Source organism: Mesorhizobium sp. SEMIA396 (assembly GCF_024518615.1).
In the GTDB taxonomy this organism is placed as follows: domain Bacteria; phylum Pseudomonadota; class Alphaproteobacteria; order Rhizobiales; family Rhizobiaceae; genus Mesorhizobium.
In genome coordinates, this window is record NZ_JANIFC010000002.1 from 371,118 (window position 1) to 397,556 (window position 26,439).

A 26,439-nucleotide genomic window follows, 5' to 3' on the forward strand; every position below is an offset into this window, starting at 1 on the left:
ATGCGCGAAATCAAAATGCTGCAGCGTCCTTTGCGCGCCCGAAGGGGCGCGCGGCGCTGTAGGCGTCGATCTTCGCGCCGACGAGCCGCATTGTCATTGAAAGATATGTCGCGGTCACTTCGGCGATCGACAGGCGTTCGCCCGGCCGAAACCAGACGATGACGCCAGTCATCATCTGGATCAGTGCCATGGCGGTCAGCCCGGTGTCGTCGATGCTGAAGGTGCCCGTCTCGGCGCCATCGCGTAAAATAGTGCGCAGTTCCTTTTCGTAGGCAGTGCGCATGCGCAGGATCTGCGTCAGCCGTTCGGGCGACAGGCTGCGCAATTCCATGTTCGACACATGCGTGGCGTGCCGTCGCTCGATATGAAAGGCGATGTGATTGCGCACATAGGCCGAGAGCAGTTGCGCCGAATCTGCGTCCGCCGGGCGGGCTGCTTCCCATGCTGTGGCCAGACCCTCCATGTGCTCGCGCATCAGCGTGAACAGAAGCTCTTCCTTGGTTGGAAAATAGCGGTAGAGCGCGGCCGCCTGGACGCCGACCTCGGCGGCAAGCTGGCGCATCGACATTGCTTCGTAGCCAAACCGCGCGATGAGGTTGACCGCCGCCCCACGGATGGTCGCTTCGGTCTTTTCGCCATCGGATCCGGTCGTGCGCGCCATGTCAGCTCCTCTGTGGAGTGATAATAAAACGAACGTTCGATTAATTCAAGGCGGCGCGCTCAGGCAATGATCCTGAACCCGACAAGAAGGTGTTGTGTTGCCAAGTCCTCGACGTCGACCCTGGAGACCGAAGCCCCGGCCGGCCCTTTCCAGAGGCGCTCGATCATTTTCGAGACCGCCTCATCGAGCCCAGCGATCTGGGCCGTTACAGACCCATCCGCCTCATTGCGGACCCAGCCCGCAAGGCCAAGGCTCGTGGCCTGATCCCGAGCCCAGGCCCTGAAGCCGACGCCTTGCACATTGCCGTAGACCCGCGTCAGCACTTCCCTGCGACGATCAGCCATGAATCTCTCCAAGCCTGTCTCGTTTTGAATCTGGCGCGTGGCGTGAGGAATGCAACCTGGGAACTGCGCGCGAGCGCAATGGCTGGCCTCTCTGGCTCAAAATTTAATTGACTCCGTCCACTAATTTTGGAAAATACGGCTGCCTTAGGAATGGCTGCGGATGTTGGACGAACGCAACGCATTGGTGGCCGATGTCAGGCGCTTCAATCGCTTCTACACGCGCACCGTCGGCCTTCTCGACGAGACGCTGACACAAAGTGCATTCACTTTGACCGAGGCGCGCGTGCTGTTCGAACTGGGTCACCGCAGCAACCCGGCTTCCGCCGAAATCGCCGGGGAGCGAGGTTTCCTGGCTGGTGCTTTTCGGCTGGAGAATGGCCCGGCGGCCTCCGAAATATCAAGACAGTTGCGTGTCGATGCCGCCTATCTGACGCGGATCCTGCGCAAGTTTGCGGGCCAGGGGCTGACCGAGGCCAGAACGGACCCGGCTGACCGGCGCCGAAGGGTGCTCTCGCTGACCTCACGAGGCGAGGCAGCGCTTGCCAGACTGCAGGCGGCGGCCGATCGGGACACGGCGCGGCTGATCGAAAGCGTCCCCGACGACAGGTTGCATGAACTGCGCAGCGCCTTGCGCAAGGCGGGGGAATTGCTGGGCGATCGCACCCGTGACAGCAGCGAGGTGACGTTGCGGCCGCATCGCGTCGGCGATGTCGGCTGGGTCGTGCAGCGCCAGGCCCAACTTTATGCCGAGGAATATGGCTGGACGATCGAGTTCGAGGCCATGCTCGCCGAGATCGGCGCCGATTTCATTCGCAATTTCGTGCCCGGCCGCGATTTCTGCTGGATCGCAGAGCGCGGTGGTGAGCCGGTCGGCGCGGTGTTCCTGGTTCATCAGGACGACGAAGTGGCCAAGCTGAGAATGCTGCATGTCGAGTCGTCGGCGCGCGGCCTCGGCATCGGCAAACGACTGGTCGCGGAATGCGTGAACCAGGCCCGGGCTTGCGGCTACGCCAAGCTGGTGCTGTGGACCAACGACATCCTCGTCGCGGCGCGCGCAATTTACGAACGCGCCGGCTTCAGGTTGGTCTCGCAGGAGCACCACCACAGCTTCGGCAAGGATCTGACCGGCCAGACCTGGGAAATGGATTTGTAGGCTGCTTTGCAGCTGGTTTGCTTGCAGACGGAACCTAATTTCCCCGCGCTGTTGCCAGCGCGCCAGGCAACTCCTCGGCAAGAATGTCGAGCTCGTGATCGAGACCGACGCTGATGCGGATGCAGCGGTCGAGCCGTGGCACCATCGGCTTGCGGATGAAGACGTCGCGTGACAGCAGACCTTGCAGAACTTTCAGCGCGAAAGCGCTATCGCCGCCGCAATCGATGGTGACGAAGTTGGTCGCCGACGCCAGCGGCTTCAGGCCATTTGCCTCGGCAATGCCTGCGATGCGTCGGCGGCCGGCCGCGACCCGCGCCACCACGCTTTGCAGATAGTCCTGATCGGCGAGCGCCTCGACGCCGGCGATCTGCGCCATGCGGCTGACGCCATAATGGTTGCGGATCTTCTCGAAGTCGCGGATCACCTGGGCCTCGGCGATCGCATAGCCGCAGCGTATGCCCGCCAGCCCGTACGCCTTCGAGAAGGTGCGCATGCGGATGACGTTTGGCCTGGAGATATCGATCGGCGGCATCGCCGAGGCCGGCCCGAGTTCGCCATAGGCCTCGTCGAGCACCAGCATGGTGGTTTGCGGCAGCGCCTCGATGAAGCGGATGATCTCGCTCGCCTCCCACCAGCTACCCATTGGATTGTCGGGGTTGGAGAGATAGACCAGCGGGGCCTTGTCCCTACGCACCGCCGCCAGCAGGCCATCCAGGCTTTCCCGGTCGTTCTCGTAAGGGACTGTCACCAGCCGCCCGCCGACACCGGCAATGTGGAAGTTGAAGGTCGGGTAAGCGCCGAGCGAGGTAACCACCGCGTCACCAGGCGCGACATACATGCGTGCCACCAGGCTGAGCAGGCCATCTATGCCTTCGCCGACAACGACGTTCTCGGCCTCTACGCCGTGATGCGCGGCGACCGCCACCTTCAGATCGTGATTGTCGGGATCGCAATACATCCACATGTCGCCGGCGATCTCGGCCATCCGGGCGGTGACGCGCGGCGAGGGACCAAAGCTGCTCTCATTGGCGCCGATGCGGGCGCGGAAAGCGCGGCCACGCTCGCGCTCCTGCGCTTCGGGGCCGACAAACGGCACCGTCGAAGGAAGCGCTGCGATGAGCGGCATGAGGGGAGGGCGCTGGTGCATGGCGGAAGCTCGCTTGAAAAAGGGCCTTCTTGCTAGCGTGGCCGACTTGGCCGTGCAAGCACCCGGCGGTCCGCAATCGTAACGCTGGATTCCTGCGTATCTTTTTGCTAGCGAGACGCAATGAACAATCGTCTGCCGCCTGCCTGGTCCAAGCACCTGAAGGTCCAAACCGGACCGAAACCCAAATTCCCGCAACCGAATCTTCCGAAAGCGAATTCGCTTTCGCGTGCGCAGGCCGACGAGGCGTTGCTGCAGCAGGCATATCAGTTTCAGCAAGTCAAACGGCTCGGCGAAGCTCAGGACTTATGCCTGCAAGTTCTGGCGCGTACGCCCAACCATCCACTTGCCCTGTATATCTTGGGGACCGTGTGCCTGGGCTACGACGATGAGGCGGCCTTGCGATATTTCGCACGCGCGGTCGGCGAGGAGCCAAAAAACCCTTACTACCACCTTGGGCTGGCTTCGGCCTATGTGAAGGTCAGCGAATATTCGCCAGCAATCAGACATATGCAATACGCCTTGGAGTTGCAGCCAGATCTTATCGAAGCACTTTGTGCATTGGGGGACGCTTATATCGACTTTGACAAACCTGAGATGGCTTTGCCGCTTTATGAGAAGGCACTAAAAATAAACCGGGATCATCCAAAGGTGCGGATCGGACTGGCTCGCGCGCTCACCAGCGTGGGACGGATGGTTGAAGCTGCCGCCTATCTTCAGGAGGCAATCGAACGTCGTATCAAGGTGCCGGCGGCGTACAATGACCTCGTGCAGACACAAAAATTCACCGAAGAGCCTAAGGAGCTCAAAGCCATTCTTGGCGAACTTGGAAATCCGAAGCTTGAACCGGATGGTGCCGAGAACCTTCATCTGGCGGCCGGCAAGGTGCTGAATGATCTCAAACGCTATAAGGATGCATTCGACCATTTCAACAAGTCGAAACAGGCATCAGGCCGCAACTTCGATATCGACCAATACCGTCGCTGGATAGACTCACTGATTGCGACCTTCACGCCTGAGATGCTGGCTGCCAAGGCCGATTACGGAAATCCTTCGGAAATTCCCGTGTTCGTGGTCGGCATGCCTCGCTCAGGCACAACTCTTACGGAACAGATCTGCGCCAGTCATCCTGATGTACACGGCGCGGGCGAACTAATGAAGCTTAGGCGGGTGGCGAATGCGATTGAACTCAGAAGGTCGTCAGCCGGAGATTTGGACTCGGCGGTCGCGTCGATCACAAAAGGCTTGTCCCGAACATTGGCCGAGGAGCATTTGTCCTATCTGAAGGAGCGGGCGCCCGCGGCACTTAGGATCGTCGATAAGATGCCGCATAATTTTGAACTGATCGGTTTGATTGGCCTTCTCTTCCCCAACGCAAAGATCATCCATTGCCGCCGTGACGCGATCGACAATTGCGTCTCTTGCTATGTCTTGAAATTCGGCGAGGGGCACAGTTACAACACCGACCTGAAGACACTCGGTCTGTACTATCGCGAATATGACCGTCTGATGCAGCATTGGAACGAGGTTTTCCCGGGCCTGATCTTCGAAAACCGCTACGAAACGCTCGTCGAGGATCAGGAGGCGCAGTCACGCCGCCTCATAGATTACCTTGGGCTGCCCTGGGATGACGCCTGCCTGCGTTTTTTCGACAGGGATGGTTCGGTCAACACGCCCAGCCGCTGGCAGGTTCGCCAACCCATCTACAAATCGTCTGTCAAGCGCTGGAAGAATTATGAAGGCGAGATCCAGCCGCTAATCGATGCTTTGGGCGACTTGGCGGAGACGTAATTCAAACGGGGCTGACGTGCCTCTCATGCACGTCACCTCGATTTGGTTGGCACTGCTGAGCTGAAGAAGCGCAGGGATGCGCGTGATTCCGCACCCGACGATCCCAAATGCAATCGCCGGTTGGCCGATTATTTTCTGCTGGTCGGCGCTCGAAGCGCTTGGCGCGAAATCTCAGGCGTTGCCGGACTGGCAAATAGCCTGGTTGCCGAAGCTGTCAGGGCTCCGCCTCGGCGGCTGGCTACTGTTGGCCGCAAACCCTTCAAGAAGTGCAAGGCTCGGCCGCGGGGCAGCACAGTTGCATTTGCCGAGGCCCCTGAAAATCCGGCGCGAAAAACCCGGCGGTTACCCGCCGGGTTTCGATTTCGACAAGTCGAAATATATTAGAACGAGCGCTGGAAGCGGAGGAGGCCGCCGATGCTGTTCTTCTTATCGGCCGGGGTGAACGATGGGTTAACATAGTTGACATCGCCAAATCGGCCTGCATGGAGGTAGTCGACTTCGGCCGTGACGGTGAAGCCCGGAACAACGTCATAAGCGATGTTCGCGGCAACACCGACGTTCTTCCAGTCGTCAGCGGACACCTGGGCGTTGAACGAGGTTTTTTCGTTGAACTTGTAGGTGCCACCGCCCCACACTGCCCAATTGCCACCCCACATCTTGTAGAAGCCGCGACCGTTGGCGTCGACATGATTGCCGAGGTTGTCGTTGAGGTTATCGTCCGAGCCGTAGCCGCCCATGATGAACAGCGAGAGTTCGTTGGAGACGTTCACATCCAGGCGAACCTTGCCGGCCACTTCTTCGTAGTTGCTGTCATAAGCGACGACACCGGTGATGGCGCCCCAGCCCTGCGTGTACTTCACGCCGCCGACGACATGCGGAACATAGCTGTCAATCGTGTCATTGGCGTTACCTTCTTCCAGCGAGACCACTGCCGAGAAGCCGTTGCCGGCATCGAAGTAGTACTGGACGACGTTGGTGTCGAAATCGCCGTAGGGAACCAGCGTATCCTGGATGACGTTGCCGGCGTAGCCGACGAACGTGTCGAAGGCCGATTCGTCCTTACCGACGCGCAGGCCACCGAGCTGGATCCAGGCGAAGTTCAGCGAGACGTCCCGGTTATGGGCGGCGTTGACGTCCTCGAAAGCGTTGTCGTCGCCAAAGTTGAAGCGGGTCTCGGTGTAGGTCTTCAACGTGCCGAGTTCGGTTTCCTGGCCTGTCCAGGTCTTCAGCGTGAAGCGGGTATTCTTCAGCCAGGTGTTGTGGTCATCACCATCCTGGTGATCCGCGGCTTTTGCACCATCGAACGAACCGAGGTCGCCACCGCCGATGTCGTAACGGATATAGCCGCCGATGCGCAGGCAGGTTTCGGTGCCGGGGATGTAGAAGTAGCCAGCGCCGTAGACGTCGCAGATCTTGACGTATTCAGCGGGTTCCGGCTCGGCGACGACGACGGCGTCGGCGGCGCGCGCACCGGAAACTGCGATCAGGGCCGCAGCGGAGCCGAGGAGAAGGCTCTTGATGTTCATTTTCTGACCTCCAGTCAAAAGTTAAAAAACGGGTCTGGGTATTCTTTGCTGAAGGACAGCGTTCCCTGCCCCATCCCCACTACCGAAAAAGATGCGCACCGCGCCGCTCCTTCGAAATCGACATTACCCATGAGGCGGCGGCGTTCAACCACGATCGTACCGGCGAAAGGGCTGCCTGGCTGCTATCCCCCGGCGTTGTTGCACAAATGACACGATTTGGCCTCACTCAGAAAGCTCTCGTTAACCATCAGGCCCGCCGCAACCCCTTGTTTGCCGCCGAATCCGGCGAAGGGCCGTCGGAATCATGGCAAGCTCCCGAGTCGCTGGCCAGGAAACAACCGCAGAACCGCCTCATCCATGGAAGGCCACGGTTCAGTGCATCTTATTTTCCATATAATGATGCGGGCTTGTTGATTGTGCCGGCGCTTTTCTTTATCCACCGGCGCAACGGAGAGGTGGCCGAGTGGTCGAAGGCGCTCCCCTGCTAAGGGAGTAGAGGTCAAAAGCTTCTCGTGGGTTCGAATCCCATCCTCTCCGCCATCCTGCTTCGCGCTGCGAGCTTCGCAGGACAAGTCCCGACCTCCGCGCGAAGCAAGATGCCTCCGAAGCCGTAGCGAAGGAGGGCTCAAGCGCCTGAATTTCTTGCAAAAAAGGGTTGGCAGCTGCCCTTCGGCCAAGCAGGATACCCTCTCGCATCGGCAAGGAGGAGCTGGCTCATGTGGTGTGTGTATCTTCTCAAGAGCGAGGTTGCGGAAGGCGGGCGTTATGTTGGCATGATGTCGGACCTGAAACGACGGCTTGCCGAGCACAATTCGGGAAAATCCAGCCATGCGTCCAAATTCCTGCCATGGCGGATCGTCACCCATATGGCCTTCTCGAATCGGGCCAAGGCAGCTTCATTCGAGCGTTATCTCAAATCCGGTTCAGGGCACGCTTTCGCCAACAAACGCTTTTGGTGACGGCCGCAGGCCTACCGAAAAATCCCACGGTCGTCCAAAAAAAGGTAGCGATAACAGCTCGTTACTCCGATGAAGCGGGGGGCGGCTCCCGTAATTTTATTCGATTCTGACTGGAGGTCAGAAAATGAACATCAAGAGCCTTCTCCTCGGCTCCGCTGCGGCCCTGATCGCAGTTTCCGGTGCGCGCGCCGCCGACGCCGTCGTCGTCGCCGAGCCGGAACCCGCTGAATACGTCAAGATCTGCGACGTCTACGGCGCTGGCTACTTCTACATCCCCGGCACCGAAACCTGCCTGCGCATCGGCGGCTATGTCAGTTATGATATCGGCGCTGGCGACGTCGGCTCGTTCGATGGTGCCTGGGCCCGGGACAAAGAAGACGGTGAAGTCAACGATACCTGGCAGAAGAACGCCCGCTTCACGCTGAAGACCTGGACCGGCCAGGAAACCGAGCTCGGCACGTTGAAGACCTACTTCAACTTCGGCAACACGAGATTTAGCGACGACACCTACTCTGGCAACGCCTACAACAAGGGCGTCTCGCTGAACTTCGCCTGGATCCAGCTCGGTGGTCTCCGTGTCGGTAAAGACGAATCGGCCTTCGATACGTTCATCGGCTATGCCGGCAACGTCATCCAGGATACGCTGGTCCCCTACGGCGGCTTCGACACCAATGTCATCCAGTACTACTTCGATGCAGGCAACGGCTTCTCGGCCGTCGTCTCGCTCGAAGAAGGCTATGGCGACTTCACGATCGACAGCTACGTTCCGCATGTCGTCGGCGGTGTGAAGTGGACGCAGGGTTGGGGCGCGATCACCGGCGTTGTGTCGTATGACAGCAACTATGAAGAAGTCGCTGGCAAGGTTCGCTTGGACGTCAACGTTTCGAACGAACTCTCGCTGTTCATCATGGGTGGCTACGGCACCGACGACAACTACAATGACGGCACTTATGCTCTCCCGGCCGGTGGCCGCGGCATGTACAAGCTCTGGGGCGGCAACTGGGCAGTCTGGGGCGGTGGCACCTACAAGTTCAACGAGAAGACCTCGTTCAACGCCCAGGTGTCGTATGATGAAGACGAAAACCTCGGCATCGCGGCGAACATCGCTTACGACGTGGTTCCAGGCTTCACGATCACGGCCGAAGTCGACTACCTCAATGCCGGCAGCTACCCTGCGTCCAACTGGACCAGCGCCGACAAGGAAAGCAACATCGGCGGTATCCTCCGCTTCCAGCGCTCGTTCTAAGGGCTGGTTCCTTACAGGTGAAATCCAGCCCGGGCGCACAACGCCCGGGCTGTTTTTGTTTTCGCGACTGGATCAAGGCAAACAGAAGGATGGGGGTAACGGTAGCTGAATAAATCCGTGGAGTGGTTTCGTGGGATCCGCTGATGGGCGGATGAAATCACAACTGCGTGATTAAAATCTCTTGAAAGGACGCTTCCAAGCGGGTAGGGCTGACCTATCCCACTCGGGGGTGTGGCAAATGATGACGAACGAAGCGATTCAAGAGGGCGAGTCCTCTGATCATTTTTCGATGTTTTCTTCTCAAAGTCCGAAGATTCGATACACCTACAATAAGATTAGAGAAGTAAAGTCGCATCGGGTCGGAGATCTTTTTTCAGCATATCGGGACATATTATGGGATGATGGGCGGCATAAGTATAATGTCAGCTCGTTCATCGGCGAAATAGACGAGATCCTCCTTGGGGAGCGTTTCAGCGCCTTTGACCAAAGTACCCTGGACAACCTTATCGGCACCTTGCGCCAGCGCGGCAACAGCAACGCAACCATCAATCGAAAGATGGCTGCCCTCAGCAAACTGCTGCGCAAGGCTCACAAGATGGGAGATATCCACAGCCTGCCCGAGTTCCGCCGCCAGAAGGAGCGGGCGGGTCGGATTCGCTTCCTCGAAAGGGACGAAGAGGCGCGCCTGTTCGCCGCCATCAAGAGCCGCAGCGAGGATGTCTACAGGCTTTCCGTCTTCCTGGTCGACACCGGATGCCGTCTCGGCGAGGCGCTTGGGCTGATCTGGAACGATATCCAGGAGCATCGCGTCTCCTTTTGGATCACCAAATCCGGCCGCAGCCGCACCATTCCGATGACCGAGCGGGTCAAGGAGGTCATCAAACTGCCGCCCACCGAAGGCCGTCGGCCCAAGGGACCGTTCACAAAGCTTAGCCAGGCACAGTTTCGTGCCATCTGGAACGACGCGAAGGCCGAAGTCGGACTTGGCGCAGACGACCAGGTGGTGCCGCACATACTGCGCCATACCTGCGCCTCGCGCCTTGTCCAGGGCGGCATCGACATCAGGCGCGTGCAGATGTGGCTCGGCCACCAGACGTTGTCGATGACCATGCGCTACGCGCATCTGGCCACCAACGATCTCGATGGCTGTGTCATCGTGCTGGAAACACCTCGATCGACTCAGCCGGGCGGCAATCGCGCTGAAGGCTCCGTGTTTTCTTCGCCCGTGACGACGCCTTCGTCGCCGACGGCAGAGCGGAAAAAGAAGGATGAGGCAGCCGCCGCCGCAAAGGAGTCGCCGAAAGCGGCTCGGAAAAGTTCAAAGGCCAAGTAGGCTAAAGAATCTCCACCTATACTATCATAGCTATCCCGTGACCTTGTTTGGTCATGGGATTTACTTCGGGATATTCTTCCGCTCGGCTTGGTCGAGAAAAGCGGCTATGTCGCCCGGTAGGCTGCCGGTCTCGAGGAATGGCGCATGGCCCTGGCCCTCGACAGTGATCGTCTCCATCATGGAATGGCGCTCTCTCATCTGGTTGAGCGTGTCTATGGACAGCAATCTCGAATTGGCACCACGTATGGCGAGCAACGGGATGGCGGCCAACGCCTCGAATTGAGGCCATAGATCAGGCAGCTTCTGCGTCAGATCGAGGCTCGCCACGGTATCCACCAGCTTCGGATCGAAATCCGGCATCAGCCCATCATCCGTTTCGCGGTAGAGAGCCCATATCATCCGGTCCCAGTCGGCGCCGGCAAGGGCGGAGAAGTCTTCGCCATGCACGCTGCGCTGGGCGGCAATTGCCTTTGGGCGGGTTTTCGGTGCCGGGTCGCGCTCGAGATAGGACTGGATATGGGCAAGTCCGGCCGTCTCGATCAGCGGTCCGATGTCGTTGAAAACAATGGCTTTCAGGACCGATGGCCGCATCATCCCGAGCACATGGATGATCAGCCCGCCGCGCGAGGTGCCGATGAAGGCCGCTTCTCCGATGTTCAACGCCGTCAGCCCGGCTAGGATGTCGCCAGCCTCCACGCCGACATTGTAGTTTTTGGCGTCGGGATCATAGGCTGACTGCCCGCGCCCACGGTAGTCGAAGGCGATTACCTTGCGCGGAGTTGCCGCATGCGTCGACAGATAGAGCGCCAGCTCGTGAAAATCCCTGGCGTTGCGGGTCAGGCCAGGCAGGCAGACAACCGGCCAGGATCCGCTATTGGCCTCACCGTAGATGCGAGCATGGAGCTTCAGCCCATCCGGTGCGCTGTAGAAGAAGTCGGAGAAGCCTGGGTCGTTTGACATTTGAAAGGGGTTCCCCTGACCGGATCATCCCGACTGCTACAGGCGAGGGTAGGGATGGTCAAATAGAAGGATGCCATCTTGGAGACGTTGGAGTGACAGCGCCCCCCTCTGTCCTGCCGGACATCTCCCCCTCAAGGAGGGAGATCAGTGGCTTCATTGGCGGCGCGATTTCTTTGACGCTGACAATTGGCGAAAGCCGAGGTGACATCCAATCTCCCCCCTTGAGGGGGAGATGTCCGGCAGGACAGAGGGGGGCGCCGTAGAGCGCCAGCCTTTGGCTTGCCTGTCCTTATCCCCTCAACTCCGCCCGTTCACCAGATCCCCGACAATGTCGTATTTGCCCGAAATACGCATCTTGTAGACCTCGTAATTCTCCATCACGCGCTGAACGTAACTCCTTGTTTCCGTGTAGGGAATCCGCTCGATCCAGTCGACGACCGCGTCGATGTCCTTGCCGCGCGGGTCGCCATATCTGGCCACCCACTGGCTGGCTCGGTTGGGGCCGGCATTGTAGCCGGCGAAGGTCAGCACGTAGGAGCCGTTGAAGCGATCGAGCTGTTCGCCGAGGAAGGCTGAGCCAAGCGTCGCATTGTAGCCGGCATCGGTGGTCAGCCGTGTTTGCGAAAACTGCAGCCCGGCCTTCTTCGCCAGTTGCCTTGCGGTTCCCGGCATCAGCTGCAGCAGCCCGCGCGCGCCGGCGCTGGACACGGCGCCGATGTTGAATTCGCTTTCCTGACGGGCGATCGCATAGGCCAGGGCCTTGCCCGAGCCGGAAATGTCGGCCGAATCGGGAATGACGCCGAGCGGATGCGACAATGCGCCGACATCGATGCCACGCGCCCCGGCGATCTTGCCGATTTTCAGCGCCATGAAATGGTTCCCTTGCTTTTCCGCAAGGACAGCCAGCAGCGCCAGTTCGCCCGGACTGGTCAACTGCCCGGCAAGGTCGCGATAGAGCGTCTCGGCATAGCGGTCGTAGCCCGCCTCCTGCAGCCGCTTGATGGCGCTGACGGCCTCGCGGCCGGCAAAATTCTGCCGGTCGGCTGCACTTGGCGAGGGGTAGGCGATGTTCAGCGCCTGCCGGCCCACGCGTTCGGCGGCAAGCTGACCGTAGAATGTCGTGCCATAGGCAGCGGCGCGCGCAAAATAGTCCTTTGCATTGCCCGGACCACCGACTTCCGCGGCACGGCCGAGCCAGTAATAGGCGCGCGACAGCGTCATCGGCCCCTGGGCGAGGTCCGCGATGCGAGCGAAATGACTGGCCGCGGTTTTTGGGTCGTTCAGGCCGCGCAGCGCATACCAGCCAGCATGGAATTCGGCGTCTCCCGCATTGGCGGCACTTTCGGCGGCGTGTGTGGCGACGATCTTGTACGCGGTCTTCATGTCGCCCTGGTCTACCAGTTCGCGCGACAACACCCGGCGCTCGACCCACCAGGCATCCGGATCGACGAGAGCGTCGCGATCGGTCGGCGCCTGCATCACAATGGCGGCGGCCCCGGCAAAATCCTCCTGCTTGCGCAGATATTCGGCCTGCGCGAAGAAGTAGCCGGCCGAACGTTGCATTGCCGGCACGGCCTTCAGCAGCTTGGGCGCGTTCTTGTCGCCTTTGTCGGCCGCCGCCCAGGCCTCGGCGAGTTGCTGGGCGCCGGCCAGGCCGGCGACGCGCAAGGCGGAATTCGCGCGGTCGGCATAGAACATGCGCTCCATGCGAAAACGGTGGTCGGTGGCCGGGATCAAGCTGCCGAATTCCTTGATCAGCGCCGCCTCGTCCCTGGCCTCCAGGATCGCGGTGCGCCAGAAGGGCGACAGCACCGAACGTGCCGCCTTGATATTGCCTGACGCCACATAGGCGCGGGCAAGAACCATCACACCTTCGAATGTCTGCGGCTGGCTGCCGTCGAACGCCCTGATAACGATGTCGGGGGCAGGGTTCTCGCGATAGAGTGCGCGCTCGCTGTTCCTGCGCAGGGCGACGGTGCCCGGCCAATTGGGCAGCATCTTGGCCGCAGCAGTGATATCGCCGCTCGGAACCTTGTCGCCGCCATAAAGCGCGATCGCCCAGGCAAGGATATGCTGGTCGAGCGACTGAGCCGGAAGGGCATTGCGCACTCCACGAGCGCGGGGACTATCGCCCGCCGCCAACGCATCCAGCCCGCTTTTCAGGGGGGCGACGTCAGGCAAGGGCGCCTGTCGCGTCCTATCCTGCAGGTCTGGCAGCGCAATTGCCGCGCCTGGCATCGGAATGGCTGAGGTGACCCGTACGTCCACGCTACCGCTGATCGCCATGCCCGGCATCAGCGCGAGCGTGGCGCCAAGCAGCGCGAGAATATGAGACCGACCGCCCGGCATGATCCTTAAGTCTTTCCTTGTCCTGGCATTCCCCAAGCAGGCGAAGATGCCTCGAAGCCTAAACTTAGGTCGTGAAGAGCTCGTAAACAAAGGGTTAGCGAGGCCGTTCGAATTGCGCTTGCTGGCACCATGGCAATGCTTGCCGCGCAACCATGTCGAGACTATGGTGCGCCGCTTCGCTTTCGGCTAGAAGGCGCGCACGATAAAGCACCGATGCATGTCGCCCCAAAGTGAATACCGGTTTTGGGGCAACGGCATGCATGAACAAACAAGTCCCAAGGAGTTGGACGATATGCTGAGAGGCTCGCTTACTGCGCTCGTGACACCGTTCGAAAAGAGCGGGCGTTTCGACGAGAAAGCCTTTCGCGCGTTCGTCGAATGGCAACTCTCAGAGGGCACGACGGGCCTGGTGCCGGTCGGCACCACCGGCGAGTCGCCGACGCTGTCGCATGACGAGCACCGCCAGGTCGTCAAGGTGTGTATCGAGGTGGCCAAGGGCCGCGTTCCGGTCGTCGCCGGCGCCGGCTCCAACAACACCGAGGAAGCAGTCGGCCTCGTGCAGTATGCCGAGAAGGCCGGCGCCGATGCCGCCCTCGTCGTCACACCCTACTACAACAGGCCGACACAGCGCGGTCTTTACGAGCATTTCGCGGCGGTCGCCAAGGCGACCAAGCTGCCGATCATCATCTACAATATCCCGCCGCGCTCGGTCATCGACATGATGCCGGAGACGATGGGCCGGCTCGCGCACGACTTCAAGAATATTGTCGGCGTCAAGGATGCCACCGGCAAGGTCGAACGGGTCTCCGAGCAGCGCGCCACGTGCGGCAAGGATTTCATCCAGCTTTCGGGCGAGGACGCTTCGGCGCTCGGCTTCAACGCCCATGGCGGCGTCGGCTGTATTTCGGTGACGTCGAACGTCGCGCCGCGGCTCTGCGCCGAATTCCAGGAGGCAACGCTTGCCGGCGACAGCGTCAGGGCGCTGGATCTGCAGGATCGCCTGCTGCCGCTGCACAAGGCGATCTTCATCGAGCCTGGCGTTTCCGGCGCCAAATATGCGCTGTCGAAGCTAGGCAAGGTCGAAAACGTGCTGCGCTCGCCGCTGGTGACGATCGAACAGTCGACTGCCGACAAGATCGATGCGGCTATGAAGCACGCCGGCTTGATTAATTAGCGAGCCCGTTTGGAAACTCTACTCCTGCGGCCATCTGAAGGCGTCACCTGCGCTTCCGGTGCTCACGTACTATATGTACGCTCCGCTCCGGTTCTCGATGACACCATCATCTGACTCGCAGGAGCGAGTTTCGAAACGGACTCTAAGCATCATGAACCAGGTCAGAAAAGCCGATCCCAACAACAAGACCGTTTCGGAAAACCGTAAGGCGCGGTTTTCCTATGAGGTGCTTGACACGGTCGAGGCCGGTCTGGTGCTGACCGGCACCGAGGTCAAGTCGCTGCGCCAGGGCCAGGCCAACATCCAGGACAGCTATGCCTCGGTCGAAGGCGGCGAGATCTGGCTGATCAATTCCTATCTGCCGGAATATCTGCAGGCCAACCGCTTCAACCATGAGCCGCGCCGGCGCCGCAAGCTGCTGCTCAACAAGCGCGAGATGGCGAAACTGTCACAGAGTGTCGACCGCGAAGGCATGACACTGGTGCCGCTGAAAATCTATTTCAACGACCAGGGCCGCGCCAAGCTGCTGCTCGCTGTCGGCCGCGGCAAGAAACTGCACGACAAGCGCGAATCCGAGAAGCAGCGCGATTGGTCGCGCGAGAAGGGCCGGCTGTTAAAAGAGCGTGGGTAGGCGGGGCCATTCGCTTGAAGAACCGGATTGTCCTCTTTGGTTTGGCCAGCCTGGTCTTGTTGTGTTTCCTTGCAGCAGGCGGCTATCTCTATTTCAGGTCATTCTCGCCGGATCGCGATAAATATCCGGTCAGGGGCATCGACGTCTCCCATCATCAGGGCCAGATCGATTGGCGGCGCGTAGCCGCCGATGATGTCGCCTTTGCCGTCATCAAGGCGACCGAAGGCGGCGATCATGTCGATGATGCTTTCGCACGGAATCTGGAAGAGGCCCGGGCCGCCGGTCTCGCCGTCGGCGCCTATCACTTTTTCACCTTTTGCCGGCCGGGTGCGGACCAGGCGAAGAATTTCATCTCGGTGGTGCCGCACGATCAGTCCCTGCTGCCACCCGTGGTCGATATCGAATTCGGCGGCAACTGCCCGCAGCGGCCGACGCCCGAACAATTGAACGCCGAACTGGCCGCGTTCCTCGCTCCAGTCGAGGCGGCGTTCGGCAAGCCTGCGATTGTCTATCTGACCGACGATGCAGCAGAAGCCTATGCCGGGCGCATTGCTGCCCGTCCGCTCTGGCTCCGCTCATTGCTCCTGGAGCCGGATCGCAACGACTGGGTCTACTGGCAGTACCACAACAGGGGTCGCGTTGACGGCATCAATGGCGATGTCGACCTGAATGTGCTGCAGGGTGGGCCAGCCATGTTGGATGCGCTGAATGCACTGCCGCACTGAGTTGATGTCTGCGGACACCAACTCTAATTACTGCAAAAACATTTATGTCCGCAAGAATTCCGCTATCTGGCTGAAAACGCTAACGAACATCGCTTCGGTCAGCACGCCGGTGTTGGTGTTGTAGCGTGAGCAGTGATAGCTCGAAAACAGCGTGACGCCACCGGCCGGCAGCTGCCCGCCATGCTTGAACGGGTAGGCGGCGACGCGCCCACCCAGCGCCCGCACCGTCGACTGATGCGCGATCGATCCCAGTGCCAGCACGGCGCGCAAATTAGGGAACCGGGCGATCGTCGGCACCAGGAATGTCCGGCAGGTGGCAATCTCCGCGCCCACCGGCTTGTTCTCAGGCGGCACGCAGCGCACGGCATTGGTGATCGCCGTGCCGACAAGCTCCAATCCGTCGTCGGGTCTGGCCTTGAATTCGCCGCGTGCAAAACCGTGCGAAATCAGGGTCGAGTAGAGCAGGTCGCCGGCATAGTCGCCGGTGAACGGGCGGCCCGTTCGGTTGGCACCGCGAAGGCCGGGCGCCAGCCCGACGATCAGCAGTTGGACCGTCGCGTCACCTTCCGAGGGCAGGAAAGTCGGCACCGGCGCATTGAACCAGGATGGTTCGCGCTGCCGCCACTCGGCGATGAAGTCGTGCAGCCGCGGGCAGAGCGGGCAGTCGCGACTAGGCTCTGAGGCGCAAAGGGCGGTCAAGGCGACCGGCCTCAGTAATCATCCTCGTCGACTTCGGCCGGCTCGGGCCTGCGCACCGGCCGCTCGGACGGATCGCGGCCAACGTCGTTCTTCAAGGTCGTCAGGTCGATGAAATGGTCGGCCTGGCGGCGCAGATCGTCGGAGATCATCGGTGGCTGCGAGGCCATGGTCGAGACGATGGACACCTTGCGGCCGCGCCGCTGCAGCGCCTCGACCAGCGTGCGGAAATCGCCGTCGCCGGAAAAGATGACATAGTGGTCGACGACATCGGCGAGCTCCAGCGCATCGACCGTGAGCTCGATGTCCATATTGCCCTTGATCTTGCGGCGGCCGGTCGAGTCGGTGAATTCCTTGGCCGGCTTGGTGACCACCTTGAATCCGTTATAGTCGAGCCAGTCGATCAGCGGACGGATCGAGGAGTATTCCTGATCCTCGACCAGCGCCGTGTAATAATAGGCGCGCAGAAGATAGCCACGTTTCTGGAAGCTCGACAGGAGCTTGCGATAGTCGATGTCGAAGCCGAGCGCGCGCGACGTCGCATAGAGATTGGCGCCGTCGATGAATAGGGCGATTTTTTCACGAGGGTCGAACATGGAAAATATTCCTTCTCGAAATAAACGGCCGTCTAAACGAAATGCGATAGCGACGTTCGGTCAGGCTCATAATAAACCGGCTGACCTCTACGCATCCGAGATAGCGCCAGATTCACGGCAATCCAAGGGCGCGTGCGGCACTGCAAGCAATTGTGATCGGGACACCGAACACATAGGCACAGCCAGTTTTGCCGAATCGGGTGTTTGAACGAAGGATTGGGCGCCCTGCAGCCCGGCCATTGCCATGATGCTTGTATTTTGGCGGCGTTCGGGTTATGGACCGCGCCTGTTTTCCATCAAATCCATCGCATGAAAGGGGCAATCCATGGCCCGCGTAACCGTTGAAGATTGCATCGACAAGGTCGACAACCGCTTCGAACTGGTGCTGCTTGCCGGCCACCGTGCCCGGCAGATCAGCCAGGGCGCGCCGATCACCGTGCCGCGTGACAACGACAAGAACCCGGTCGTGGCGCTGCGCGAGATCGCCGATGAGACGCTGTCGCCCGACGACCTCAAGGAAGATCTGATCCATTCGCTGCAGAAGCATGTCGAGGTCGACGAGCCCGAGGCCGACGGCGAGGCGATTGCCGATCAGACCGGCACCGCCGTTGCTGCCACCGACGCCGATGACGCCGAGGAGAACATCACCTTCGACCGCATGACCGAGGAAGATCTCCTGGCCGGCATCGAGGGTCTGGTGCCACCGGAAAAAAGCGACGACTACTAAGAGCCTGGATCAAGCATCCGGCACTTCCGTCCTGGCAGTTTCGTGGCTATCTATGACATGCGCCGTACAGCAGTGCGGCGCATGATTCATTTCACCGCTGCGAGATCCCGCCCATGATGCGTCAGTATGAGCTTGTCGAGCGCGTCCAGCGCTACAAGCCTGACGTCAACGAGGCGTTGCTCAACAAGGCCTATGTCTATGCCATGCAGAAGCATGGCCACCAGAAGCGCGCTTCCGGCGACCCGTATTTCTCGCACCCGCTCGAAGTCGCCGCCATCCTCACCGAGATGCATATGGACGAGGCGACGATCGCGGTCGCCCTGCTGCACGACACGATCGAGGACACGACCGCCACACGGGCTGAGATCGACGATCTGTTCGGCCCCGAAATGGGCAAGCTGGTCGAGGGCCTGACCAAGCTGAAGAAGCTCGATCTCGTCTCGAAGAAGGCCGAGCAGGCGGAAAACCTGAGAAAGCTTCTGCTGGCGATTTCAGAAGATGTCCGCGTGCTGCTGGTCAAGCTCGCCGACCGCCTGCACAATATGCGCACCCTCGACCACATGCCGGAGGCCAAGCGCCTGCGCATCGCCGAGGAGACGATGGATATCTACGCGCCGCTGGCCGGCCGCATGGGCATGCAAGGCATGCGCGAGGAGCTGGAAGAGATCGCCTTCCGCTTCATCAATCCGGAAGCCTATCGCGCCGTCACCGCACGGCTTGCCGAAATCTTCGAGCGCAACAAGGGCGTGCTGACGGACATCGAAAAGGCGCTGTCCACGCTGTTCGAGAAGCATGCGATCAACGCCGGCGTGAAGAGCCGGCAGAAGAAGCCGTGGTCGGTGTTCCGCAAGATGGAGGCCAAGGCGCTGTCCTTCGAGCAGCTCTCGGATATTTTCGGCTTCCGCGTCGTCGTCGACACGGTCGAGGATTGTTACAGGGCGCTTGGCGCCATCCACACCGCGTGGTCGATGGTGCCCGGCCGCTTCAAGGACTACATCTCGACGCCGAAGCAGAACGATTATCGGTCGATCCACACCACCATCGTCGGCCCGTCGCGCCAGCGTGTCGAGCTGCAAATCCGCACCCGAGAGATGAACAAGATCGCCGAATACGGCGTCGCTGCCCATTCGATCTACAAGGACACCGGCGGCAAGACGAATGGCGCCGCCCACGCGATTTCGAAGGAAACCAACGCCTACGCCTGGCTGCGGCGCACCATCGAGCAGCTTGCCGAGGGCGACAATCCCGAGGATTTCCTCGAAAATACCAAGCTGGAGCTGTTCCAGGACCAGGTGTTCTGCTTCACCCCGAAAGGCATGTTGATTGCGCTGCCGCGCGGCGCGACGCCGATCGATTTCGCCTACGCGGTGCACACCGATGTCGGCGACACCTGCGTCGGTGCCAAGGTCAACGGCCGCATCATGCCGCTGATGACGGAGCTGAAGAACGGCGATGAGGTCGAGATCATCCGCTCCAAGGCGCAGGTGCCGCCGGCGGCATGGGAATCGGTCGTCGTCACCGGCAAGGCGCGCTCGGCCATCCGCCGTGCCACCAAGAACGCCATCCGCAAGCAATATTCGGGTCTCGGCATCCGCATCCTGGAACGCGCCTTCGAGCGTGCCGGCAAGACCTTCACCAAGGAGAGCCTGAAGCAGGTGCTGCACAGGCTGGCGCGCAAGGACATCGAGGATGTGCTGGCCTCCGTCGGGCGCGGCGAGCTCGCCTCCACCGACGTCATGAAGGCGGTATTCCCCGACTACAAGGATGAGCGCGTCACTACGGCCGTCCCCAAGCCGCGCGAGGAGGGCTGGTCGAAGATCCGCAATGCCGCCGGCATGTTGTTCCAGATTCCGGGTCGTGCCGCGCGCAAGGACAAGGACCAGCCACGCGATGGCGCCGTGCCGATTCGCGGCGTGCGCGGCGATCTGCCGGTGCGTTTCGCGCCGGAAGGGGCAGTGCCTGGCGATCGCATCGTCGGCATCGTCCAGCCGGGCACCGGCATCACCATCTATCCGATCCAGTCGCCGGCGCTGCAGGCGTTCGATGACCAGCCCGAGCGCTGGATCGACGTGCGCTGGGACATCGATGAGCGCACCAAGGAACGCTTTCCGGCGCGTGTCTCGGTCACCGCCATCAACGCGCCGGGGTCACTCGCCGATATAGCGCAGGTGGTTGCCTCGAACGACGCCAATATCCATACGCTGTCGATGGTGCGCACTGCGCCCGACTTCACCGAAATGCTGATCGATCTCGAAGTCTGGGATCTCAAGCACCTCAACCGGCTGCTGTCGCAGCTCAAGGACAATTCGAGCGTCAGCGACGCAAGACGCGTAAATGGCTAGATCATGCTCCGGTTTCGGACAAAGTCATGGTCAATCAAAAAGAGGCAGAAATGAACACCGATGAAGTGCTGGGCATTTTCCGCGAGGCGGGTGCTGTTCTGGAAGGGCATTTCATTTTGACCTCGGGCCTGCGCAGTCCGGTCTTCCTGCAGAAGGCGCGCGTGTTCATGCATGCCGACAAGACCGAGCTACTGTGCAAGGCGCTGGCGGAGAAAATCCGCGCAGGCGTGCCCGGCAAGATCGACTATGTCGTCGGCCCGGCGATCGGCGGGCTGATCCCAGCCTACGAGACCTCGCGCCATCTCCGCGTGCCGGCGATCTGGGTCGAGCGGGAAGGCGGCGAGTTCCGCTTGCGCCGCTTCGAGATCGCCAGGGGTTCGCGTGTCGTCATCGTCGAGGACATCGTCACCACTGGCCTGTCGATCCGAGAGACCATCGAGTGCCTGCGCGATCTTGGCGCCGAGGTAGTGGCCGCGGCCTGCATCATCGACCGTTCGGCTGGCAAGACCGATGTCGGTGTGCCGCTCATCGCGCTGGCCGAGTATGAGGTCCCGGCCTATCCGGCCGACCGGCTGCCGCCGGAGCTTGCCGCCATCCCGGCGATCAAGCCCGGCAGCCGCAACATCTGACGGGGCATTTTTTTCGCCCAACAGTGTGCGGCGGTTTTGGGGAAAGCGACATGCGTGAAGACAAATTGGAAATGATCACCGGCATCGATCATTTCGTGCTGACGGTCGCTTCGCTGGAAGTGACCTGTGAGTTTTACCAGCGCGTGCTGGGTTTTGAGCGCATCGACGCGGCGGATCGGCCGACGGCGCTGGCTTTCGGTATCCATAAGATCAATGTGCATGAGGTCGGCCGCACTTTCGAGCCGAAGGCGAAGTCGCCGGCTCCGGGCTCGAGCGATTTCTGCCTGGTCACGGACGGGCCACTGGATGAGGTCCGTGCCCGGCTCGCGGCCAATGGTGTGGCGGTGGAACTCGGTCCGGTTGAACGTGTCGGGGCCCGCGGTCCGATGATGTCGGTCTATTTCCGCGACCCGGACGGCAATCTGGTCGAGGTCAGCGAATACCTGCCGTAGCGCTGGTGCTCTTCGAAAAAGCGACTGCCAGTTTTCCTTAAATTCGCCGCGATTGTCCAATGTTCGAAGCATGAACCACCCCGAGGGGCGGCGACGAGTGCGCATCGGACAGACGGTGCTTGGTTGTTCTTCTGTCAGCGCGTCGTTATATCATGCTTGCGATTGCCATTGGGTGATCGTCAAGCGCAAGATGTGGCTACCACGCCCGGCTAAGGTGCCGTTGCGGGAGCCGTGGAACGGGAACAGAGTGCTTTTTCGACGCCGCAAGCCTGATGGCCTTTATGAGCGGGTGCGTACCTACCTTTGGCCGCGCCGCTCATTTTCGCGCTCGCTTCAGTATTTTTCCAAGCGCATCCTGCGGCTGAAGGCCACACCGCATGCGGTGGCGGCCGGCGTTGCAGCGGGGGTCTTCGCTTCATTCTTTCCCGTCGGTTTCCATTTCATCATCGCTGCCCTCCTGTGCTGGGTGATCGCCGGCAATCTGGTGGCGGCCGCTCTCGGCGCGGTTTTTTTCGGCAACCCCCTGACCTTCCCGTTGCTATGGGGGGCGTCGTGGGAAACGGGCAAGCTCATCCTGCATGACCGCTTGCCGACGCATGGGCCGCCGGCACATCTGGGCGAGATGTTGCACAACCTCTCCTTCGCGCAATTGTGGAAACCGGTCCTTGAACCGATGCTGATAGGCGCGGTTCCGCTCGGGCTCGCCTTCGGGCTGCTGTTTTACGCCATCACGCGCTGGGGCATGAACGCTTTCCGCGAACAGCGGTGCAAACGTCTGGCCCAGCGCGCAAGCCGGCATGCGCAATCGCCCCATCCCGGCGCAAGCATCGGTTCCACCGCGCGATGATCATCGGCATCGGCAGCGACCTGATCGACATCAGACGCATCGAGAAATCGCTGGAGCGTCACGGCCAGCGCTTCATCCAGAGAATCTACACCGAGGTCGAACAGGCGCGTTCGGACAATCGAGGCGCCCGCGCGGCCTCTTATGCCAAACGCTTCGCCGCCAAGGAGGCCTGCGCCAAGGCGCTGGGCACCGGTATGGCGCAGGGGGTGTTCTGGCGCGACATGGGTGTCGTCAACCTGCCCAGTGGCGCGCCGACCATGGCTCTGACGGGAGGAGCGCAGGCCAGGCTGGACAAGATCCTGCCAAACGGCCATCGGGCGGCAATCCACCTCACCATCACGGATGATTTCCCGCTCGCTCAAGCCTTTGTGATCATCGAGGCGCTGCCCGTCGAAGAAGCGCCACATTGATTGCCTCTGACGACCGGCATTGACGTTGCCCAGCGCGCGCCGAGACTCTATACCATCCAACGCACAATCGAGGACGACATGAGCGTGGCTGAAAAATCCGAGAAGAAATCCGGCGGGCTTGGCGAGACCGTCAGCGTCATCGTCCAGGCGCTTTTGCTCGCCCTGGTCATCCGCACGCTGCTGTTCCAGCCTTTTTCGATCCCGTCGGGATCAATGCGGCCGACGCTTCTTGAAGGCGACTATCTGTTCGTCACCAAATGGTCCTATGGCTATTCGCGGTACTCGCTGCCTTTCGGCCCCGACATCTTTTCGGGCCGTATCTGGGGCGCCGAGCCGAAGCGCGGCGACGTGGCGGTGTTCAAGTTCCCGCCTGATCCGTCCGTCGACTACATCAAGCGCGTTGTCGGCCTGCCGGGTGACAAGATCCAGGTCAAGGACGGCCAGCTGTTCATCAACGGCGTCGGCGTGCCGCGCGTGAAAACAGGCCAGATCGACAATCCCGACATCACCGAGGAATCGCGCCCGATCGATGTCTATCGTGAGACCTTGCCCAACGGCGTCAGCTACGACACGCTCGACCTGAATTCGAACTCGATCGGCGACAACACCCGCGAATTCGATGTGCCGCCCGGCCACTATTTCATGATGGGCGACAACCGGGACAATTCCGCCGACAGCCGTTTCACCGTCGGCTACGTTCCCGCGGAAAATCTGGTTGGCCGTGCCAATCTTGTTTTCTTCTCGATCGCCGGCAAGGCGAGCCCTCTCGAAATCTGGAAATGGCCGTCGCTGATGCGCGCTTCGCGCCTGTTCCACTTCGTCAATTGATGGCTTTGAAGCGTCCGACAGGCGAAACTCTGGCCGGTTTGGTAAAAGCCAAGACCGGCCACGTCTTCAAGGATATCCGCTTGCTCGAGACCGCCTTGACGCATTCCAGTGCGGTCAAGGCCGCCACCAACAACCAGCGTCTTGAATTTCTTGGCGACCGCGTGCTCGGGCTTGTCGTCGCCGATATGCTTTTCGAAAAATTTCCCGATGCGCCGGAAGGTGAAATCGCGCCGCGTTTCAATGCGCTGGTCGATGCGCGGACATGCTCCGAGATCGGCATCGAAATGCAGCTGGAAGATCTGGTCCGCGCCGATTCTGCCTTGAAGATGCGGTCGCGTGGCTCGGGCGGAAACTATCTGGCGGATGCGGTCGAAGCCCTGATCGCGGCGGTTTACGTTGACGGTGGCATCGAGGCCGCGCGGCGGTTTGTCCTGCGCTACTGGGAACCGCGCTCGCATACGGTGATCACAAAGCCGCTCAATCCGAAATCCGATCTGCAGGAATGGATTGCCAAGACCAGCGATATCAGACCCGAATACGTGATCGAAAAGCGCGAAGGCCCGGACCACCAGCCCGTCTTCACCGTGTCCTTGCAGGTCCGCGGTTTTGCGCCGATAAGCGGCACTGGCGGCTCCCGCAGGGTTGCCGAAGAAGCGGCGGCTTCGGCATTTCTTGTGCGCGAAGGCGTCTGGGCCACCACATCGGCCCAAAAATCGGAGGGCGCGCGACCCTCCAGTGAAGGGAGTGCGGCATGACCGCTACCGAAGAGCCGGCGACCGCAGCCGCCGCCACGCATTCCGGTTTTGTCGCGCTGATCGGCGCGCCCAATGCGGGCAAGTCGACGCTGGTCAACCAATTGGTGGGCGCCAAGGTGTCGATCGTCACCCACAAGGTGCAGACGACCCGCGCCATCGTGCGCGGCGTCGCCACGCATGACAATGCGCAGATCGTTTTTGTCGACACGCCCGGCATCTTCAAGCCGAAGCGGAGGCTCGACACGGCGATGGTGACCACCGCCTGGGGCGGGGCCAAGGACGCCGACATCGTGCTGCTTTTGATCGATGCCGAACGCGGCATCAGGGGCGACGCCGACGCCATCCTCGAACGGCTGAAGGATGTGCGCCAGCCGATGGTGCTGATCCTCAATAAGGTCGACCGCGTCAAGCACGAAGCGCTGCTCGCTCTGTCGGCGGCAGCGAACGAAAGGGTGCCGTTCAAGCGCACCTTCATGGTGTCGGCGCTGACCGGTTCCGGCTGCAAGGACGTGCTCGATTATCTGGCCGAGGCTCTGCCGGTCGGCCCCTGGTACTATCCGGAAGACCAGATCTCGGACCTGCCGATGCGCCAGCTCGCGGCCGAGATCACGCGCGAGAAGCTGTATCTAAGGCTGCATCAGGAACTGCCCTATTCCTCGCATATCGAGACCGAGAAATGGGAAGAGAAGCCGGATGGCTCGGTGCGCATCGACCAGACCATCTATGTTGAGCGCGACAGCCAGAAGAAGATCGTTCTTGGCCACAAGGGCGAGACAATCCGCGCCATCGGCCAGGCGGCACGCATGGAGATAGCGGGCATCCTCGAACAGAAGGTGCACCTGTTCCTGTTCGTCAAGGTGCGCGAGAACTGGGGCGACGACCCTGAGCGCTATCGCGAGATGGGGCTCGAGTTTCCGCGCTAGGCTCGATGGTCAGCAAGCCGAACATCGACATAGCGCTTGTCAGCCGATTGATCGCCACGCAGTTTCCCCGTTGGAAGGAGCTTGCGGTCAGGCCCGTCGAGTTTGGCGGCTGGGACAACAGGACCTTTCATCTCGGCGACGAGATGACCGTGCGGCTGCCAAGCGCCGCGGCCTATTCCCTGCAGGTGGAAAAGGAGCATCGCTGGCTGCCGAGGCTCGCACCTCTGTTGCCGCTGCCGATCCCGGTGCCGCTGGCGATGGGAGTTCCGGCCGAAAGCTATCCCTGGCACTGGTCCGTTTACCGCTGGATCGAAGGCGAGACGGCAGAGCGCGAGCGTATCGCCAGCTTGCCGCGATTCGCGACCGACCTGGCCGCGTTCCTGGTCGCCTTGCAAAGGATCGATGCCACTGGCGGACCGGCGCCGGGACAACACAACTTCTTTCGCGGCGGAGCACTCAGCGTCTACGATGGCGAAACCCGGCAAGCGATTGCAGCCCTCGACGGCAAGATCGATACGGTCGCAGCCCGCGCGGTGTGGGAGGCAGCACTTGCCGCGCCATGGCACGGTGCGCCGGTCTGGTTCCACGGCGACGTCAGTTGCGGAAACCTGCTGGTCAGGCAAGGCCGGTTGGGCGCGGTGATCGACTTCGGAACCTCCGGCGTTGGCGATCCCGCCTGCGATCTGGCGATTGCCTGGACATTGTTTGAAGGCAAAAGCCGGGAGGCGTTTCGCGCCGGCCTTCCAGCCGATGAGGCGATGTGGGCGCGTGGTCGTGGCTGGACGCTTTGGAAGGCGCTGATCACGGTAGCTGGACAGATCGACGTCTACCCTGTCGAGGTTGAAAAATCCCGTCATGTGATCGATGAGGTGCTTGCCGATCACGCGCGGCGGGGGTGAGGCGCCAAACGTTCAAGGCGCTCTCGCCCACCAGATCCTGATCCTGTCGCCGATCCATCCGCCCCGTATGGCGCGACCAGGGACATTCTGGCCGAGGCGATGCTTTCCCGGACCTATGCGTGCCCACCCGCCTGATCGAGGCGGGGGGAGCGCATCGCCTGCGTCGTTCAGGTCGACTGAGAGGGCGTCACGGAGGAATCGTTTTTCAACGGCTGGCTGCTGTCACAATCGGCGACACGACGGCACTCCAGGAAGTTTCGACCGCCTTGGAGGGGGCAGACACCCTTGGAAGCGTCATCCCGCTTTTCGCCTCGGTATCAGAGCGGGATTTGCAGATGG

At 61.0% G+C, this 26,439-nt stretch carries 26 protein-coding genes and 1 tRNA gene; 19 read left to right on the plus strand and 8 right to left on the minus strand.

Features of this window, described 5'->3' with window-relative positions; all coding sequences use genetic code 11:
• Nucleotides 1-10 precede the first annotated feature (10 nt).
• Together NP503_RS06660 and NP503_RS06665 are read right to left on the minus strand one after the other, a co-directional pair.
• Nucleotides 11-661 carry a TetR/AcrR family transcriptional regulator gene (locus NP503_RS06660; RefSeq protein WP_127268653.1) on the minus strand — a complete coding sequence of 217 codons (651 nt, stop codon included), beginning with the start codon at nt 659-661 and terminating at the stop codon, nt 11-13.
• A 59-nt stretch (nt 662-720) separates the two neighbouring features.
• On the minus strand, nt 721-1,005 hold the full coding sequence (locus tag NP503_RS06665) for an acylphosphatase (protein ID WP_127268654.1): 285 nt from the start codon (nt 1,003-1,005) through the stop codon (nt 721-723).
• 160 nt (nt 1,006-1,165) lie between these two features.
• Here NP503_RS06665 and NP503_RS06670 point away from each other — a divergent pair, with 160 nt between their 5' ends.
• Nucleotides 1,166-2,158: a bifunctional helix-turn-helix transcriptional regulator/GNAT family N-acetyltransferase gene (locus NP503_RS06670; protein ID WP_127268655.1), complete on the plus strand. Its 993-nt coding sequence runs from the start codon at nt 1,166-1,168 to the stop codon at nt 2,156-2,158.
• A gap of 34 nt (nt 2,159-2,192) precedes the next feature.
• Here the strand turns inward: NP503_RS06670 and NP503_RS06675 are convergent, their stop codons facing one another.
• Nucleotides 2,193-3,305 carry a pyridoxal phosphate-dependent aminotransferase gene (locus NP503_RS06675; RefSeq protein ID WP_127268656.1) on the minus strand — a complete coding sequence of 371 codons (1,113 nt, stop codon included), beginning with the start codon at nt 3,303-3,305 and terminating at the stop codon, nt 2,193-2,195.
• A gap of 120 nt (nt 3,306-3,425) precedes the next feature.
• Here NP503_RS06675 and NP503_RS06680 point away from each other — a divergent pair, with 120 nt between their 5' ends.
• Nucleotides 3,426-5,093, plus strand: a complete 1,668-nt coding sequence (locus tag NP503_RS06680; protein ID WP_127268657.1) for a sulfotransferase — start codon at nt 3,426-3,428, stop codon at nt 5,091-5,093.
• Between the two features lie 380 nt (nt 5,094-5,473).
• Here NP503_RS06680 and NP503_RS06685 read toward each other — a convergent pair whose 3' ends face one another.
• Nucleotides 5,474-6,619, minus strand: a complete 1,146-nt coding sequence (locus tag NP503_RS06685) for a porin (RefSeq protein WP_127272450.1) — start codon at nt 6,617-6,619, stop codon at nt 5,474-5,476.
• Between the two features lie 449 nt (nt 6,620-7,068).
• On the opposite strand from NP503_RS06685, the gene NP503_RS06690 reads away from it, so the two are divergent.
• The 4 genes from NP503_RS06690 (at nt 7,069) to NP503_RS06705 (ending at nt 10,157) form a co-directional block, all read left to right on the plus strand.
• Nucleotides 7,069-7,159, plus strand: a tRNA-Ser gene (locus NP503_RS06690).
• A 176-nt stretch (nt 7,160-7,335) separates the two neighbouring features.
• A complete protein-coding gene (locus NP503_RS06695) occupies nt 7,336-7,578 on the plus strand; it encodes a GIY-YIG nuclease family protein (protein WP_127272808.1) in 243 nt (80 codons plus the stop codon).
• Nucleotides 7,579-7,702: 124 nt separating this feature from the next.
• The gene (locus NP503_RS06700; RefSeq protein ID WP_256754958.1) at nt 7,703-8,824 is read left to right on the plus strand and encodes a porin; all 1,122 of its coding nucleotides are present in this window, start codon (nt 7,703-7,705) and stop codon (nt 8,822-8,824) included.
• A gap of 238 nt (nt 8,825-9,062) precedes the next feature.
• Nucleotides 9,063-10,157, plus strand: coding sequence for a site-specific integrase (locus NP503_RS06705; RefSeq protein WP_256754959.1), 1,095 nt, complete (start codon nt 9,063-9,065; stop codon nt 10,155-10,157).
• A 60-nt stretch (nt 10,158-10,217) separates the two neighbouring features.
• Here the strand turns inward: NP503_RS06705 and NP503_RS06710 are convergent, their stop codons facing one another.
• Nucleotides 10,218-11,117: an alpha/beta fold hydrolase gene (locus NP503_RS06710; RefSeq protein WP_127269279.1), complete on the minus strand. Its 900-nt coding sequence runs from the start codon at nt 11,115-11,117 to the stop codon at nt 10,218-10,220.
• A gap of 297 nt (nt 11,118-11,414) precedes the next feature.
• A complete protein-coding gene (locus tag NP503_RS06715) occupies nt 11,415-13,466 on the minus strand; it encodes a lytic transglycosylase domain-containing protein (protein WP_127271626.1) in 2,052 nt (683 codons plus the stop codon).
• A gap of 292 nt (nt 13,467-13,758) precedes the next feature.
• On the opposite strand from NP503_RS06715, the gene dapA reads away from it, so the two are divergent.
• The 3 genes from dapA (at nt 13,759) to NP503_RS06730 (ending at nt 15,996) form a co-directional block, all read left to right on the plus strand.
• Nucleotides 13,759-14,640, plus strand: coding sequence for a 4-hydroxy-tetrahydrodipicolinate synthase (gene dapA, locus NP503_RS06720; RefSeq protein ID WP_127267153.1), 882 nt, complete (start codon nt 13,759-13,761; stop codon nt 14,638-14,640).
• A 151-nt stretch (nt 14,641-14,791) separates the two neighbouring features.
• Nucleotides 14,792-15,271 (plus strand): SsrA-binding protein SmpB, encoded by a 480-nt coding sequence (gene smpB, locus NP503_RS06725; RefSeq protein WP_013532594.1) that lies wholly within the window; start codon nt 14,792-14,794, stop codon nt 15,269-15,271.
• A gap of 14 nt (nt 15,272-15,285) precedes the next feature.
• Nucleotides 15,286-15,996 carry a GH25 family lysozyme gene (locus NP503_RS06730; protein WP_127267154.1) on the plus strand — a complete coding sequence of 237 codons (711 nt, stop codon included), beginning with the start codon at nt 15,286-15,288 and terminating at the stop codon, nt 15,994-15,996.
• A 42-nt stretch (nt 15,997-16,038) separates the two neighbouring features.
• On the opposite strand, the gene NP503_RS06735 is transcribed toward NP503_RS06730, so the two are convergent.
• The gene (locus NP503_RS06735; protein ID WP_127267155.1) at nt 16,039-16,695 is read right to left on the minus strand and encodes a uracil-DNA glycosylase; all 657 of its coding nucleotides are present in this window, start codon (nt 16,693-16,695) and stop codon (nt 16,039-16,041) included.
• An 11-nt stretch (nt 16,696-16,706) separates the two neighbouring features.
• The gene (locus NP503_RS06740; RefSeq protein ID WP_127267156.1) at nt 16,707-17,288 is read right to left on the minus strand and encodes an NYN domain-containing protein; all 582 of its coding nucleotides are present in this window, start codon (nt 17,286-17,288) and stop codon (nt 16,707-16,709) included.
• Nucleotides 17,289-17,613: 325 nt separating this feature from the next.
• Between NP503_RS06740 and rpoZ the strand changes: the two genes are divergently transcribed.
• From rpoZ to NP503_RS06790, 10 genes are all read left to right on the plus strand, one after another.
• The gene (rpoZ, locus tag NP503_RS06745) at nt 17,614-18,015 is read left to right on the plus strand and encodes a DNA-directed RNA polymerase subunit omega (RefSeq protein WP_013532591.1); all 402 of its coding nucleotides are present in this window, start codon (nt 17,614-17,616) and stop codon (nt 18,013-18,015) included.
• 113 nt (nt 18,016-18,128) lie between these two features.
• The gene (locus NP503_RS06750) at nt 18,129-20,357 is read left to right on the plus strand and encodes a bifunctional (p)ppGpp synthetase/guanosine-3',5'-bis(diphosphate) 3'-pyrophosphohydrolase (RefSeq protein WP_023812864.1); all 2,229 of its coding nucleotides are present in this window, start codon (nt 18,129-18,131) and stop codon (nt 20,355-20,357) included.
• Nucleotides 20,358-20,407: 50 nt separating this feature from the next.
• Nucleotides 20,408-20,986 (plus strand): orotate phosphoribosyltransferase, encoded by a 579-nt coding sequence (gene pyrE / locus NP503_RS06755; protein WP_127267157.1) that lies wholly within the window; start codon nt 20,408-20,410, stop codon nt 20,984-20,986.
• A gap of 50 nt (nt 20,987-21,036) precedes the next feature.
• The gene (locus tag NP503_RS06760; RefSeq protein ID WP_127267158.1) at nt 21,037-21,438 is read left to right on the plus strand and encodes a VOC family protein; all 402 of its coding nucleotides are present in this window, start codon (nt 21,037-21,039) and stop codon (nt 21,436-21,438) included.
• A gap of 247 nt (nt 21,439-21,685) precedes the next feature.
• Entirely contained in the window at nt 21,686-22,285 is a 600-nt protein-coding gene (locus NP503_RS06765; RefSeq protein ID WP_127267163.1) for a DUF2062 domain-containing protein, read from the plus strand.
• The gene (gene acpS / locus NP503_RS06770) at nt 22,282-22,695 is read left to right on the plus strand and encodes a holo-ACP synthase (protein ID WP_127267159.1); all 414 of its coding nucleotides are present in this window, start codon (nt 22,282-22,284) and stop codon (nt 22,693-22,695) included. Before NP503_RS06765 ends, acpS begins: the two co-directional genes overlap by 4 nt.
• Before the next feature lie 78 nt (nt 22,696-22,773).
• Nucleotides 22,774-23,523 carry a signal peptidase I gene (gene lepB / locus NP503_RS06775; protein ID WP_127267160.1) on the plus strand — a complete coding sequence of 250 codons (750 nt, stop codon included), beginning with the start codon at nt 22,774-22,776 and terminating at the stop codon, nt 23,521-23,523.
• A complete protein-coding gene (gene rnc, locus NP503_RS06780) occupies nt 23,523-24,278 on the plus strand; it encodes a ribonuclease III (RefSeq protein WP_127267164.1) in 756 nt (251 codons plus the stop codon). The genes lepB and rnc overlap by 1 nt, the downstream gene beginning before the upstream one ends.
• Nucleotides 24,275-25,201 (plus strand): GTPase Era, encoded by a 927-nt coding sequence (era, locus tag NP503_RS06785; RefSeq protein WP_127267161.1) that lies wholly within the window; start codon nt 24,275-24,277, stop codon nt 25,199-25,201. The genes rnc and era overlap by 4 nt, the downstream gene beginning before the upstream one ends.
• A gap of 5 nt (nt 25,202-25,206) precedes the next feature.
• Entirely contained in the window at nt 25,207-26,100 is an 894-nt protein-coding gene (locus NP503_RS06790; protein ID WP_127267162.1) for an aminoglycoside phosphotransferase family protein, read from the plus strand.
• Nucleotides 26,101-26,439 lie beyond the last annotated feature (339 nt).